This window comes from Flavihumibacter fluminis (assembly GCF_021491375.1).
Taxonomy (GTDB): Bacteria; Bacteroidota; Bacteroidia; order Chitinophagales; family Chitinophagaceae; genus Flavihumibacter; species Flavihumibacter fluminis.
Genome location: NZ_JAKEVY010000005.1, coordinates 96,245 through 111,621, shown reverse-complemented (window position 1 = coordinate 111,621; position 15,377 = coordinate 96,245). Strand labels below are relative to the sequence as shown.

The window sequence follows — 15,377 nt, the reverse complement described above, 5'->3', positions numbered from 1 at the left end:
AAAGTATTTAGATAAAAAAAATTACTGTATAGACCGGATCATTTTTTCCAATGCATCCAGGTGTTGTTTGAAGGCTTTTTCGCCTGCTTTTGTTACAGAATAAGAGGTATTTGTTTTACGCCCGATAAAACCTTTCTGTACTTTGACGTACCCGCTGTCTTCCAGGGTTTTAAGGTGAGAAGCCAGGTTGCCGTCGGTTACACCAATGAGTTCTTTGAGCTCGTTGAAGCTCATCTTCTCATTCACCAGCAGTGAACTCATGATGCCAAGCCGGATACGGCTATCGAATATTTTATTTAACTGATCTATCGGATTCATGTCTGTCGCGGCTTAATTCCTTTCATATTTCCACCACATAGCAATTCCATATACAATGTGCAAGATACCAAATCCAAAGGCCCAGGCAGCCAGCCCGTTACCAGGAAACCAAAGGCAATAGAATCCGGTGATCAGTTGTCCATATCCCAAAAACCGGATCTCACCCAGGGTATATTTACTGCCATTCACGAGTGCAAGTCCGTAAAAAAGCAGGGAGCTGGCTCCAACCAGAGAATAATATTGCATTTCCATCAGGTGGAAAATAAATACCGCACCAACTGCCATGGGTAACATGGTATTCCAGAGCAGTTTGCGTGCAGTTGTACCCCAAATGGCAACTCCATCTCTCTTGGAGCGGGTATAAGTAAAAAAGAAAGCAAGTACCAGGGCGCTGATAAATACCAGGCCGGCAATCACCATCAGGTCCTGTTTCAGGCAGGCGGGACAAGCATCCGGCGTACCATATGCATTTGCATAGTAGGCTTTTATGTACCGGTTGGCAAAAAATGCACCCACCAGGGCCGAAATACCAGCAGCAATCCCACTCCAGCCACTCAGGCTGATGAACCGGCTGCTTTTTTCCATCATCTGGCGGATCTCCCGAAGGTCCTGGTATGAACTTGTTTCCATATTTACTAAAGCACTTTGAATTTCAAAGTAAATAAAGGAAATCCGGATTTCAAAATATTCCTTTTTAACACATCTGTTAAATTCGGTAAATCCATCATTCTATATCCTAATTTTGCGCTTCTATGGAACTGAGACCCATTCGGCTACGTGCAGTCGGGCTAGTGCTTTCCTTATTATTAACCTTATTCACCCAGGCGCAAACCAAAACCATCCGGGGCTACGTGAAGGACAAGTTGAGTGAGGAAAGGATTCCCTTTGCTTCTATTCAATTCCTCGCCGGTACCCAGGGAAAACTGACTGACTCGGCGGGGCATTTTGAATTTCGCTTTGCCGAATGGCCAACAGATACCCTGGTTGTTACCTATGTTGGTTACCAGGATCTGAAAATTCCCATTCATCCGGGCATGACCCAGATTTCAGCCGACGGCCAGGTAATGGAGCTGGTGCTGGCATTGGACCGCGGTAAGTACACCAAGGAAGTTATCGTGAAGCGTAAAATTGATCGCGGCTACCTCATGTGGAAAAGAATCAATAAGCGCAAACCATACAACGATCGCTACCGGTTCAGCAATTTCACCTACGAATTATACAACAAGCTGGAACTTGACCTGAACCGCATCAACAAGGAAAAACTGAAGGAATTAGGTCCGCTTAAACCCTTTGATTTCATTTTTGACAATGTGGATACTACGGAAGGTCAGCCCTTCCTACCTGTTTACCTGACTGAAACCATCTCAAATTATTATTATCAGAAATCACCCTGGAGAACCCGCGAAATTATCAAGGGCGTTAAAACCATGGGGGTGGAAAATGAAAGTATTTCCAAACTGTTGGGAGGAACCGAGCAGAATATCAATATCTACAACAATTTTATTCCGGTTTTCGACAAACAGTTTGTGAGTCCGTTGAGTGATAACGGTCCGGCTTATTATAATTATACGGTGCTGGACACGCAGTATGTTGCCGGCCAGCGACTGATTCATTTTGTATTTCAGCCAAAGCGCCGGGGTGAAAATACTTTTGAAGGGGATGCCTGGGTGCATGATCCTACCTGGGCCATTCAGAAAATGACCCTGCACCTGAGCCGTGAAGCCAATATCAATTTTATAGATAAACTTTCCCTGATCCAGGAGTTCTCATTGATCAGCGACAGTACCTGGTTTCTTTCAAAGGATAAATTCGTGGCAGATATTGCACCGATTGGAAAATCCAGGTTTGGAGTGATTGGCAGAAAAACCACTACTTATCGAAATGTAGTGGTTGACCAGCAATTTATACGGGATACCATTGCTAAAAATAAAGTTCAGTCAGAAATCCTGTTTGCGGAAGGCGCAATGAAAAAAGAAGACAGTTACTGGTCTGACTCTCGACATGAATCACTTACCAAAAATGAGAAAGCGATTTATGATATGATTGACACGCTGCAGAAAATGCCGCTGTTCAAACGATATGTAACTACGATCAACTTTTTGGCTACCGGTTACCGAAATGTGGGCAATTTTGAAATCGGTCCCTGGTACAACTGGTTCACCGGTAACCTCTGGGAGGGATTCCGTACCCGCTTTGACCTCGGAACCAACACCAAGTTTCATAAAGACCTCTACCTGCACGGTTACCTGGCTTATGGTTTTGGCGACCGGGTGTTTAAATACAAGGCGGAGGCCAAGTACCTGTTCAGCAGATCGCCCCGATCGTATATTCATGGTAGTTATACCAAGGATCTGGATAATGGCCAGGTGTATTATGATGAAATAAGTACGGACAACATCTTTGCACTTGCGATCCGAAAGCCGGGCATACCGATCAAGTTCATGCAGATCAAGGAAGCCAAGCTGGAGTATTTTAAAGAATGGAGTCCCGGCATATCTGCTACCATCATTGGTACACATAAAAGTTTTGATCCATTGAAAAATATTCCACCGAAGGAAATATTCCAGATCAATGGAGAAAAAGGAACGCCCTTAACCAATTTCGAAATGGCCATTAAATTGCGATTTGGTTACAATGAGCGATTCTTCGAAACCAATTTCAACCGCTTCAGCCTGGGTAGCTCCTACCCTATTGTTGAGTTTATGTATGCTCGCGGGTTTCCGGGTGTGTTTAACAGCGATTACAGCTACAACAAATATTATCTGAGCATCTCTGATTATGTAAAAGTGGCGCCTGTGGGAACACTCTACTATAATCTGTTTGGAGGAAAAACCACCGGAACCCTCCCTTATATGTTATTGAATGTTGCACCGGGAAATGAAATTTATTACTACAATAAATATGCATTCAACCTGATGCAGCGATTTGAGTATATCCATGACCGTTATATTGGATTCAACGTAGAGCATAATATCGGAAATGGGATATTCAGGCTGATACCATTAACCAGGAAATTAAAATTCCGGCAGTTCTGGACAGCGAAGGGAATCAGTGGTGATCTGTCTGAAGCGAACCGCGCCCTGAACTTCGACAACGCGTTCAACCAGTTTCAAAACCTGGATGGAAAGACCTACATTGAACTGGGTACCGGGGTGGATAATATCCTGAAGGTATTCCGGCTGGATTTCGTCTGGAGGGTAAGTCCACGCCCCCTACCAGAAGCAAGAGTAGGTCGCTTTGGCATTTTTGGAAGTTTCCGATTGGCATTCTAGTCCCGAACCAGTATATTTTGCTTATCTTAAAAAGCAAAATTCGATGCATGCCGGAAAAATACATTTTAGCACTTGACCAGGGAACGACCAGCTCCAGAGCAATCTTATTTGATAAATACGGGCAGATCTGTCATATCGCGCAGAAAGAATTCACTCAACTATATCCCCAACCCGGATGGGTTGAACACGATGCGGAGGAAATATGGGCTACCCAATTTTCCGTGATGGCAGAGGCCATCGCTAAAGCCTCCTTAACCACAGCTGATATTGCTGCGATAGGCATTACCAACCAGCGGGAAACTACAGTAGTTTGGGACAGGGCCAGTTCCAAACCGATCTACAATGCCATTGTTTGGCAGGATCGCCGAACGGCAAGCTATTGCGATCAACTCAAAGCAGATGGCCTGGCCCCCCTCATCCAGTCCAAAACCGGTTTGGTAATTGATGCCTATTTCTCCGCTACCAAATTGAAATGGATCCTGGATAATGTAAGTGGCGCAAGAGAAAAAGCGGTGAAAGGGGAACTTGCATTCGGCACTATCGATTGCTGGCTGAACTGGAAACTAACTAACGGAAAAGTACATGCGACAGATGTATCCAATGCAAGTCGCACGATGCTGATGAACCTCGAAACCTGCGAATGGGATGAAGAGTTACTCAGGCTCTTCGATATTCCTGCCTCTGTATTACCTGAAATCATTCCAAGCAGCAAAATATATGGAGTCACGGAATCGGTGGTTAAAACTGCCAATATTCCCCTGGCTGGAATTGCAGGTGATCAGCAGGCTGCACTTTTCGGACAGCAATGTACCACTCCCGGTATGGTGAAAAATACCTATGGGACCGGTTGTTTCATGTTGATGCATACCGGAGATAAAATTGTGCACTCCTCCAATAAACTGCTGACAACGGTTGCGTGGAAACTCAATAACCGCGTTGAGTATGCTGTTGAGGGCAGTATTTTCATAGGTGGTGCAGTGGTACAATGGCTGCGTGATGGCTTGCATATGATCAGGTCATCCGCTGAAATAGAAGAACTGGCATCCCGGGTTACTGATACCGATGGCGTTTACATTGTACCTGCCTTTGCCGGATTGGGTGCACCTCACTGGAACCAGCATGCAAGGGGAACTGTCTTTGGATTAACGCGAGGCACAACGCGGGCGCACATTGCGAGGGCCTGCCTGGAAAGCATTGCTTATCAAACCATGGATGTACTAAAAGCCATGGAAGCCGATGCAGGTTTACCTATAAAAGAGTTAAGGGTGGATGGCGGAGCTACCATCAATAACCTGCTCATGCAATTCCAGTGTGACCTGCTGCAGGTGCCGGTTATTCGTCCGGAAGTATATGAAACCACCGCATTGGGTGCTGCATACCTGGCAGGATTGGGAGTAGGTTATTGGGAAAGCACAGCCGATATCCAGCAGCAATGGAAGGCCGCGAAAGAGTTCCATCCCGAACGCACAACCGAAGAAATGAGATCCTTCACACGCGGATGGGAAAGGGCGATCAAAGCAAGTATCGCCTGGGCTGATGAGCGATAGAAATTCAGAGTAAGAACCGGAAAAAAAACTGATTATGTTACGTTCGGAGATGATCCTCCAGTTAAAGAGCACTACACGTTGGGATATATGCATAGTAGGCGGTGGGGCAACAGGACTCGGTATTGCAATTGATGCTGCTTCCCGTGGATATAAAACCATACTTATAGAGCAGGCAGATTTTGCAAAAGGGACTTCCTCCCGTTCCACCAAACTGGTGCATGGAGGGGTACGCTACCTGCAACAGGGAAATGTAAAACTGGTAATGGAAGCGTTGAAGGAAAGAGGACGCTTGCGAAAGAATGCACCACACCTGGTAAAGAATCAATCCTTTCTGTTACCCAATTATAAGTGGTGGCAGGGGCCGTTTTACGGACTCGGATTAAAAATCTACGACTGGATGGCAGGTGACCTTGGGCTTGGGCCATCCTTGTTCCTGTCGCGCGAGGAAACCCTGGAAAGAGCCCCCACACTGGATCCGGAGGGATTGAAAGGTGGCGTGTTATTTCACGACGGTCAGTTTGATGATGCCAGGCTAGCCATCAACATGGCACAAACGGCTGCTGAACAGGGAGCGGTAGTACTGAATTACATGAAGGCAGGCAGACTGCATAAAGAGAACAACCAACTGGTTGCCATTGATGCGGTAGATCAGCTTAACGGAGATGCCTACACGATACATGCCGGCTGCTTCGTAAATGCTACCGGCGTATTTACAGACCATCTGCGTAAGGCAGATGATCCTTCCAAAGAACCGGTCTTATCCCTGAGCCAGGGTACGCACCTGGTAGTAGACAGGAAATTTTTGCCGGGAGATACAGCCATCCTCATTCCTGAAACATCTGATGGCCGTGTATTATTTGCAGTTCCCTGGCATCAGCATACCATCATTGGAACAACTGATATACCGGTAGACAAGCCCAGTATGGAACCCATACCAAAGGAAGATGAAATCCAGTTTATCCTTGATAATATCAAACTCTACCTGGCCAATGATCCCCAGCGAAGTGATGTATTGTCGGTGTTTTCAGGATTACGTCCACTGGTGAAAGGCAATGCCAGCAGCACTTCCGGATTATCGAGGGATCATTTTATTGAAACCAGTGAATCCGGCCTCATCAGTATAACAGGAGGTAAATGGACTACCTACCGGAAGATGGCAGAAGACGCTGTGAAAGTAGCTATCCAGGCAGGTAAACTGGAAGACCGGCCTTGTGTAACGCAGGACCTTCCCATTCATGGAGCGATGCAGGTACCCAACTATACAGATCATGGGTATTATTATGGAAGCGACTGGGCAAAAATCAAGGCATTGCAACAGGAGAATCCCAGCCTGGCTGAAAAAATTCACCCGGACCTGCCCTATACAAAAGCAGAAATTGTTTGGGCCGTGCGCGAAGAAATGTGCATGACAGTGGATGATGCTTTAGCCAGAAGAACAAGAGCCATCTTGTTAAATGCCGGAGCAGCTATTACAGCAGCCGCCATGGTAGCACACCTGATGGCAACGGAATTAAAAGAAGACCTGCAATGGGAGCAGGAGCAAACAGATGCATTCTGCAGCATTGCATCCAACTATGTAGCCAAATAAACCAACGCTTGCTATATGATGAATCCTTACTTAGCTGAATTCATTGGAACCGCCATTCTGCTTGCATTCGGAAATGGTGTGGTGGCCAATGTTCTATTAAAAGAATCCAAGGGAAACAATGGTGGCTGGATTGTAATTACTTTCGGCTGGGCCATGGCAGTTTTTCTGGGCGTATTTGCAGTATCCAAATTCAGTGGAGCGCACCTGAACCCGGCAGTAAGTATTGTGCTTGCCCTGACCGGAAAATTCCCCTGGGCAGATGTGCCCCTTTATATTCTTGCACAAGTTGCGGGTGCCTTCAGTGGAGCTGTAATTATGTGGATCTGTTATAAAGATCATTTTAAAGCAACCGAAAATGAAGGATTGAAACTGGCTGTCTTTGCAACGGGGCCGGCTATCCGAAATCCGGTCAGCAACCTGCTAACGGAGACAGTGGCCACGGCTATTTTCCTGGTGCTCGTGCTATTGATTATTGCACCAACCAATAGTTTGGGTGCACTGGATGCATTACCGGTTGCATTGCTGGTGCTGGGTGTGGGGTTATCGTTGGGCGGACCAACAGGATATGCCATCAATCCGGCGCGTGACCTTGGTCCGCGTATTGCCCACTTCCTCTTACCTTTGGGCCGTAAAGGCAATAGCGACTGGGCTTACTCCTGGGTTCCTTTGCTGGGGCCCATTTTAGGAAGCTTTATCGCCGCCGCTATTTATCATTTATTAATGTAATCTCCACTTCCTAATTCATAATTCACACTTTTATATCATGCGTTATTTTTCACTTGTCATCTTAACTCTGATCATGTCAACAACACAAGCACAATCGCCAGAAGAAAAATTAAAGCAGTTGGGTGTTAAACTGCCTGCTGTATCCAAGCCGGTTGCCAACTATGTAAATGTGGTACAAACAGGTAAGCTGCTGTATCTTTCTGGCAAAGGTCCCACCGATGCAGGAGGAAAAGACATCACCGGTAAAGTTGGCAAAGACCTGACCATTGAAGAAGGTTATGCAGCAGCGCGTTCTGTGGCATTCAATCATATTGCGGTGCTGAAAGATTACCTGGGCGACCTCAAAAAAGTAAAGCGGGTGATCAAAGTATTAGGCATGGTGAATTGCGAAAGCAGTTTTACCCAGCAGCCCAAAGTCATGAATGGCTATTCCGATACCATGGTTGAAATCTTTGGTGAAAAAGGAAAACATGCACGTTCTGCAGTAGGTTTTCATGCATTGCCCAATAATATTGCAATAGAAGTAGAAGTTATTGTTGAGATTGAATAAAGGCTTCAAACTGTTCCATTAGCTTCGATTCATCAAATAATTCATCATAATACACGCCTGTGTATTCTCCGGGTGTGGTATCGATCCTGCTTTTTGAAAGATAGGGTCCTGCCACACCCAAATAACTTTCTTCCCCTTCCTCCGTGTTGAAGCTCACCTTATACAGATAGTAATACTGTTTTTTACCATCCTTCGTCAGGCTAATTTGCTTTATGAATTTCAGTTTATAGTCTTCCGCACCATACCAGATCTCCCGGTAGAGATGTGATTCGGCAATCAGTACAGGTTTTCTGTAACGTGCTGGAAATTTCTTACCTTGATTTGTCGCATTAAATCTTCTGTAGAGAAGCGCCCGGTAGAAAGGATCAGCCAGCAGTTTGTTAAGTGCCACTGAAGGCACCGGTTTTTTCTCCTCTATCAACACATCTACCGTATTGAATTGAATATCTTCATTGGAATGAACTGCGAAACTGTCTACCCGCTGCTGAGCTGCCGGAGATCCGTACATGAGTAATAGTTTTACTAATTCATCGAAATGAATGGGCATTTGCAACTGTTTGTCCTGCATTTGCTGCTGGTATTGATCAGCCATTCTAATAAAGACAGGTTGAAGTTCTTTGAACCTGTTATCAGCCAACGCGTTGATGGACTTCATATCCAGGGTAAACCGTGGCAGGATAGTACGAAGCAGGGAATCTTCTGTATGCTGCAAAACAAAAGGGAAAAAAGTTTTGGCGAGTTCCAGGCTGTCTTGCATGGCTGAATATAAAATTTCCGGACTTCCGCTGGCAGGCAAACCGGATGACAGCAGGGATTCGATCAAACGATAGGACTCGGCTGTTTGAAAGCGCGCCAATACAGACAACAACGGATATTGTAATACTGCATTTCTTTCTTTTAAACCAGGATACGCCTGTTGAATAAATTCAATCGTACTGCTATCCATCACCTCTTCCAATCGGCTGATCACTTCATCATGCGTGCAGGGCATTCTCTCGCTGAAATCAATCAGCGGATGCAGCAGGGCTTCGTGCAGGTAAGGCAGATCTTCCTTGCTTATATCGATCTGGGAAAGCGCATCTTTAGCTTCCTGGAATATCAGTGAATCCGGAAGTAAGAGATCCTGGAAGAGCCGTTTTGCTTTCGACTGTGTATAACTGTTAGGTGAAGGTTGCTGCAAACGGAATGAATCAAATATGGTTTGATACGCTGCAGTTTTGGAAACCTCGGGAGAGAATACACCGGCAACTGAATAGAGTGTATCGCCACTGGCCATAATTTTTACTCTTTTCAGATTGTGGGTTCCATCGAGTTCGAACAAACCATCTGCGGTGGCATAGCCATCCTGATAGTTAATCTTCAAATGAACCAGGCTATCGGTTTCAGTCGATTTGAAATATTGTATGAATTGCGTTAAAAAACTACTGTCTGAGGTAGTACTGTAATACCGGTTCAATGGTTCTTTCTGCACGTGAAGGGTTACGGCAGAAGTTGAATCATACATGATAAACCGGCTGGAACCCTCTTCAATAGCTGCATCAGTTTCTTTAACAAAAGGCATGGGCGATTGAATGGAAAAATTCTCAAATGACGGGTGGCCGGCATTAGTGCGATTGGCAGCATAGGGAATGAACCGGATTCCTTTCAGGAAGCGTTGGGCATCTGCCAGGTTTTTCTCTCCCGGGAAATAGGCAGCCATAATAGCGTACCGACGATTCCCCCTGTTGATGATATTAAAAAGATACCGGAGAGAATCACCTCCTTCGCTTGATCCAAAAGAAAGGGAAAGACCAGGGAAACCATCCTGATTGATAAATGAATATTCATACAATTGATAGGTCTCATTCTCCTGGTAGGATTTTATTACATCCAAAAAATAGAGACTATCCAAACTGGAAAAAAGTCCGGGTTTGGTTTCCATCAGATTCATGTAATAATAATTCCCGGTTGTTTCATCTGATCCTGCAAAAGTCTGGGTTATCCAGGAAGAGTCCGCTTTCGTACTTGTAAAATCCAGTTCAACCGGAGCTTCGTAACTCAGTTGTTTCAGTGCATTTATTTTTCTGCGCCATCCCAACTTATTTGGATCCTGAGGCTTTTTATTCACTACAAACGAATGGAAGAAACTGGTTGCACGGGCCATTTTTAAACCACTCTGCGACATTGAAATAATCATATTCAATACCATTCCACCCGGAACTGGACTAGCCAGCACCTGCATGAATCCATATTTGTTTTTGCCCTCAATTTCATATGCTTTTTTCCCATTCAGCAGCCAAACCGAATCCCGAAACAAATCACCCTCTGTCTCATAGTTTTTTCGCATACGCAGGTAGGCTGAATCAATTTCAGCTTCTGATCGAAAGACCACAGGTATAAAACCCGACATATAACCCGACATACTGAAAGGATCAAAATAAATACAGGCCTCCTGAAAGGCACCCAATTCCTGCATATTGGAACCGGTGCCTGGCATTTTGATAACAAAATCGCCATTGGCCCATTTATTCTCTTTCCAGTTACCGGTGGTTTGCTGGTGCAGGAATTCATCCGGTTCCACACGATTGGCAGAAAATACCGGATCCACCTGGAAGCCTTTATTTCTAAGGAGTTGAATCATGCCGGAATCACCTGGCAGGTGTGCTGCTCCCACTGCGTAAAAGCAGGATCGGATCTTAGCCAGACTGTCAATCCGACGAACCATATTCAGGTTGCGGAAATTCATTTTCCGGTTTCCATAATCACCGCTGGCCTTCACCACAATTTCATTCATCCGCGATAAATCTTCAGACAGATAAATAGATACAAACGCTTCTAATTGCTGCTGTTTTTGTTTGTCGTCTACAAGGGCATTCCGGATGATTGAATCCATTTCGACGGGTTCAAGATCCAGCTGATCTTCTACTTTTTCCAAAGCGCCGGTCCATTTTCCTTCAGCACCAGCAATACCAAAAAGATAAGCGTCTACAAAAGTGGGCATGTCATCTGGCTTTCGGAAATAACGCGTCCAGTCGCTGGCTTCATCTTCCACTTCTTCAAACGTGATGGCGTCGAATGATTTCCCGAATTTTTTTTCAAGCGCGCGCTGATACTTTTTTTTCTGCGCGGTAGTCAGTTTGTCTTTTAATAAAACGGGATGGTCGCCCTTCTGTTCTTCATCTTTCATTAACTGAATAATCCAGTCATTCAAATCATTCATATCCAGTTCAGCTGCAAATCCTTCAACGCTTCGGATTCCGGCATACAGGGAATCTGTAAATTGAAACAATCGCTTGTCCTGCAAGTGCATGGTTCCATAGAGATAGGAAGGTTTTTGCATACCCTTTCCGCTGATCCGCCACAAAAGTGTGGATGCAGCATTCTTTTTTGGTTGTGCAGTCAAAAAAATGGGGACAATCAAAAGAATAAAGAAAAGGATGCGCTTCATAAGATGAACTTAGCGCATCAAAATACTACCAGAATTTGTTTATCGCAAGTATTCAGACTGGATTGCTTCCAAAATGATGGAACAGGCTTTCTTTATTTCTTTTTTCGAGATACTCAACGGAGGTGCAATGCGAAGGCAGTTGGAGCCAAAAAGGAACCAGTCGGTCAATACCCCATTGGATATGCAGCGATCAATAACCCGCTTGTTTACCTCGAAACTTTCAAACTCTACTGCGATCAATAAGCCCCGGGAGCGAATGGCCTGGATAGCAGGATGCACCAGCAGTTCCCTGAACAAGGCCTCTTTTTCAGGCACTTCACTGATCCATTTTTCTTTGAGCAAAACTTTTAGTGCAGCTAATCCGGCCGCACAGCTAACCGGATGCCCGCCAAAGGTGGTAATATGTCCCAATACCGGGTTCAGTGTGAACTGATCCATCAATGCTTTATCCGCCACAAAAGCGCCAAGTGGCATGCCGCCACCAAGGGCCTTGCCGAGCAGGATGATATCCGGAACAATTTCAAAGGGTTCAAAACCCCATAAATGACCGGTTCTCCCAAAACCCGTCTGAATTTCATCCAGTATCAGCAAAGTACCAGTTTCAGTACAGCGTTTGCGCAAGGCCGTTAGCCAGGACTTCTTAGGGGGATTGACTCCTTTTTCTGCCTGTATGGTTTCAAGCAGTACGCAGGCGGTGTCGGTTGTTATAAAGTCGAGAACCGCGGGATCATTGTATTCCAGGTGCAGGATGCCGGGTAAGAGCGGCCGGTAAGCATTTCGCCAGTATTCATCGCCCATGAGGCTGAGTGCACCTTGTGTGGAGCCATGATAGGAATGATTGAATGCGATCATCTGTGTTCTTCCCGTTACCCTTTTGGCCAATTTCATAGCGCCCTCTGTAGCTTCTGCTCCGGAACTGGTAAAGTATACCGAGTTCAGGGAGGAAGGCAGGAGTTTGGTCAGGAGGGTTGCATATGCCACTTGTGGAGTTTCTACCAGTTCACCATAAACCAGCAGGTGCAGGTAATCGCCTGCCTGTTTGCGGATGGCTTTCACCACTTTCGGATGGCAATGCCCAACATTACATACACTTATGCCAGCAATAAGATCGAGATAGGTTTTTCCTTTCCGGTCTGTTAATACGGTCCCTTTGGCTTTCACGATTTCGAGTGCCAGGGGAGCAGGAGAAGTTTGCCCTACATGCTGCAGGAAAAGTTGACGTTGATTCACGATGCAAAAATAACGGTGAAACGTGAGATGTGAGACGTCAGATGTGAGACGGGAGAAAGGAGACGGGGGACAGGGAAGGCGCAGGGTTACAGTAAAATTCCGATCTTTCGGGTTGGAATATATTTTTTCACCATTAACTATTGAAATCGTGCCAACCATCCTTCATGTCAACGGAGTTTACCCACAGTTCGGCCAGGATTGCTTTATCGCCCCTAATGCCACTATTGTGGGTGATGTAGTTATGGGAGATCAATGCAGTATCTGGTTCAATGCGGTTGTACGTGGAGATGTAAACAGCATCCGCATCGGGAACAAAGTCAATATCCAGGACGGAGCTGTGCTGCATGCCACTTTTCAGAAAACAAAAGTTCATATCGGTCACAATGTTTCAATAGGTCACAATGCGATTGTACATGGTTGTACGATTCATGATAATGTACTGATCGGGATGGGGGCTATCGTGATGGATAATGCAGTCGTAAACAGCAATACCATTGTTGCAGCCGGGGCTGTGGTACTGGAAGGAACAGTTTGCGAACCGGGCAGTATTTATGCAGGCATCCCTGCCAAAAAAGTAAAAGAAATTAGCCAGGAGCTGATTCATGGGGAAATTAACCGGATTGCCAATAACTACCTGCAGTATTCGGGCTGGTTCAAAGACCAGGTATAGTCCATTCGTCGAACTGGCCTGATTGTTGGATACTAAAGGGTGAATTTGCCCGTTATAAGCAAAAAGCCTTATGAAACTGTTCCGCTGTACATCTCTGTTTGTGATGCTTGCCGTTATGACCCTGCTGGTTTCCTGCAGTGCTTCTAAAAAATCCGGCTGCCCCTCAAATGGAAAAAATGTAGGTGCAGAGCGAATTCTGAGTGGTGAAAAAGTTCCGAAGGCGAAGAAATTCAAGGCCTGATAAAGGTCTCAACGCCGGAACCTCTAAACCATATCATATGTGCCCCGTACTCCACACCCACGATGGCTTTGTTGAAGCTGTAATTGATGAAGATGGCGGTCTGAAACGCTTTTATGAAGTGGCTAACCTGCTGTCTGAAGAACTCCGGATTTCCTTCCACAACAAACTCGATGATTTTGATTCCCTGATCTGGGATTTCCGGTACAAAGGGCAGCCTTTGAGCTTACAGTATAATATCTATACAGGCATCTGCCTCTATCCACAATCAGTCAACCGAAACAAGCTGCATCCAAATGAAATGGTTACCGAAGTGGCCAGCTTCCTGGAATCTCGGTTACTGGTACATACCGTAAAAAAATACATCTCCTGATTGCCTGAAACCGACTTTTTTCTATCTGAACTCCTCTTGGGGAATAATCGTTAAGTTTACACTCTTCAAGGTTTTCACGTTAAAAAAAGTCGTAATGAATCAAGCATTTCTCGGAGTTCTTTCAGGAGTGCTGCTCACCGCAGCAGCCTGCAATTCGCAAACTCCTTCCCAGTCTTCCGGTGCCAGAACAAGTCCGGAAACAGTGGTGGATACTACTGGTGCTCCAGTTGAAACCAAGGCTCCCAACACCACGTATAAGCCGGCATTTGCTGGCCAGACGCGTATTGGCAGTGTTAAGACAACTACCCCATATGAAGTGACGGTATTAAATACCACGCTGAAATCTCCCTGGGCATTAACTGAACTTCCGGATGGGCGCTGGCTTATCACTGAAAAAGGTGGTGTGCTTCGGATCGCCTCCAAAGATGGCAGTTTGAGTAATCCGATTACAGGTATTCCACCGGTAAACGCCCGCGGTCAGGGAGGTTTACTAGGTATCACCCTCGATCCTGCTTTCAGCAGCAACCGGATGGTATATTGGGTGTTTGCAGAACCGATGGCCAATAATGAAAGTGTAACAGCTGTTGGAAAAGGGCGACTATCAGACAATGAATCCACTATTGAAAATGCAGTGGTGATTTATCGCGCAACGCCTGCAACTTCCAAAGGCAATCTGCATTATGGTGGTCGTATTCTTTTTGATAAAACAGGAGCGCTGATTGTAAGTACAGGAGAACGTTCGGATAAATCAACACGCCCGCAGTCACAGGATCTGCAATCAGGTCTTGGTAAACTGGTTCGCATCACAACAGATGGTCAACCTGCAACCGGTAATCCATTTGCCGGACAGGCCAATGCGAGACCTGAAATTTATTCTTATGGGCATCGCAATGTGCAGAGCCTGGCCTTTCATCCACAAACCGGTGATCTTTGGGAAGCTGAATTTGGTCCGCGTGGTGGTGATGAACTGAACCTGATCCGCCCTGGTAAAAATTATGGATGGCCCACCATCAGCTATGGAATTGAATACAGTGGTGAAGCGCTGGAAGGTTCACGCACGCAACAAGAAGGTATGGAACAACCGGTTTATTACTGGGATCCAACTCTATCTCCCAGCGGAATGACCTTCTACAGTGGCGATGCCATTCCAGAGTGGAAAAACAATTTGTTTATTGGTGGATTGAGTTCCATGCATATAGCGCGACTCGTAATTAAAAACAACAAAGTGGTTGGTGAAGAAAGAATTGCTGAAGATCAGAAAGATCGTTTCCGCGATGTGCAGGCAGGTAAAGACGGCGCTTTGTATGCAGTGAGTGATGGAGGGAAGTTGTATCGCATAGGAAAGAAGTGAGACGTGAGAAGGGAAGAGGAGGAATGGAAGACGGAGAAAAGGAGAAAAGAAGAAAAGGGAGATGGAAGCAACCAGGTTTCCTTCTCC

The 15,377-nt window shown here is 45.6% G+C and carries 13 protein-coding genes; 9 read left to right on the top strand and 4 right to left on the bottom strand.

Features of this window, described 5'->3' with window-relative positions; all coding sequences use genetic code 11:
- Nucleotides 1–21: 21 nt before the first annotated feature.
- Both L0U88_RS18115 and L0U88_RS18110 read right to left on the bottom strand, forming a co-directional pair.
- Nucleotides 22–318: a winged helix-turn-helix domain-containing protein gene (locus tag L0U88_RS18115; RefSeq protein WP_234867846.1), complete on the bottom strand. Its 297-nt coding sequence runs from the start codon at nt 316–318 to the stop codon at nt 22–24.
- Between the two features lie 12 nt (nt 319–330).
- A complete protein-coding gene (locus tag L0U88_RS18110; protein WP_234867844.1) occupies nt 331–948 on the bottom strand; it encodes a hypothetical protein in 618 nt (205 codons plus the stop codon).
- Nucleotides 949–1,070: 122 nt separating this feature from the next.
- On the opposite strand from L0U88_RS18110, the gene L0U88_RS18105 reads away from it, so the two are divergent.
- The 5 genes from L0U88_RS18105 (at nt 1,071) to L0U88_RS18085 (ending at nt 8,001) form a co-directional block, all read left to right on the top strand.
- On the top strand, nt 1,071–3,590 hold the full coding sequence (locus tag L0U88_RS18105; protein WP_234867842.1) for a DUF5686 family protein: 2,520 nt from the start codon (nt 1,071–1,073) through the stop codon (nt 3,588–3,590).
- A gap of 47 nt (nt 3,591–3,637) precedes the next feature.
- Nucleotides 3,638–5,137, top strand: a complete 1,500-nt coding sequence (gene glpK, locus L0U88_RS18100; protein ID WP_234867839.1) for a glycerol kinase GlpK — start codon at nt 3,638–3,640, stop codon at nt 5,135–5,137.
- 34 nt (nt 5,138–5,171) lie between these two features.
- Nucleotides 5,172–6,725, top strand: a complete 1,554-nt coding sequence (locus L0U88_RS18095; RefSeq protein ID WP_234867837.1) for a glycerol-3-phosphate dehydrogenase/oxidase — start codon at nt 5,172–5,174, stop codon at nt 6,723–6,725.
- A gap of 15 nt (nt 6,726–6,740) precedes the next feature.
- A complete protein-coding gene (locus L0U88_RS18090; RefSeq protein ID WP_289623319.1) occupies nt 6,741–7,451 on the top strand; it encodes an MIP/aquaporin family protein in 711 nt (236 codons plus the stop codon).
- A 73-nt stretch (nt 7,452–7,524) separates the two neighbouring features.
- A complete protein-coding gene (locus L0U88_RS18085; RefSeq protein WP_234867836.1) occupies nt 7,525–8,001 on the top strand; it encodes a RidA family protein in 477 nt (158 codons plus the stop codon).
- Here L0U88_RS18085 and L0U88_RS18080 read toward each other — a convergent pair.
- Nucleotides 7,982–11,428, bottom strand: a complete 3,447-nt coding sequence (locus L0U88_RS18080) for a TraB/GumN family protein (RefSeq protein WP_234867835.1) — start codon at nt 11,426–11,428, stop codon at nt 7,982–7,984. The genes L0U88_RS18085 and L0U88_RS18080 overlap by 20 nt on opposite strands.
- 39 nt (nt 11,429–11,467) lie before the next feature.
- Complete coding sequence (locus tag L0U88_RS18075) at nt 11,468–12,658, bottom strand: aspartate aminotransferase family protein (protein ID WP_234867834.1); 1,191 nt, start codon at nt 12,656–12,658, stop codon at nt 11,468–11,470.
- Between the two features lie 148 nt (nt 12,659–12,806).
- Between L0U88_RS18075 and L0U88_RS18070 the strand changes: the two genes are divergently transcribed.
- From L0U88_RS18070 to L0U88_RS18055, 4 genes are all read left to right on the top strand, one after another.
- Nucleotides 12,807–13,328, top strand: a complete 522-nt coding sequence (locus L0U88_RS18070; RefSeq protein WP_234867833.1) for a gamma carbonic anhydrase family protein — start codon at nt 12,807–12,809, stop codon at nt 13,326–13,328.
- 70 nt (nt 13,329–13,398) lie between these two features.
- On the top strand, nt 13,399–13,569 hold the full coding sequence (locus L0U88_RS18065) for a hypothetical protein (protein WP_234867832.1): 171 nt from the start codon (nt 13,399–13,401) through the stop codon (nt 13,567–13,569).
- Nucleotides 13,570–13,606: 37 nt separating this feature from the next.
- On the top strand, nt 13,607–13,939 hold the full coding sequence (locus tag L0U88_RS18060; RefSeq protein ID WP_234867831.1) for a DUF3630 family protein: 333 nt from the start codon (nt 13,607–13,609) through the stop codon (nt 13,937–13,939).
- Nucleotides 13,940–14,033: 94 nt separating this feature from the next.
- The gene (locus L0U88_RS18055) at nt 14,034–15,290 is read left to right on the top strand and encodes a PQQ-dependent sugar dehydrogenase (RefSeq protein WP_234867830.1); all 1,257 of its coding nucleotides are present in this window, start codon (nt 14,034–14,036) and stop codon (nt 15,288–15,290) included.
- The last annotated feature ends 87 nt before the right edge of the window (nt 15,291–15,377 follow it).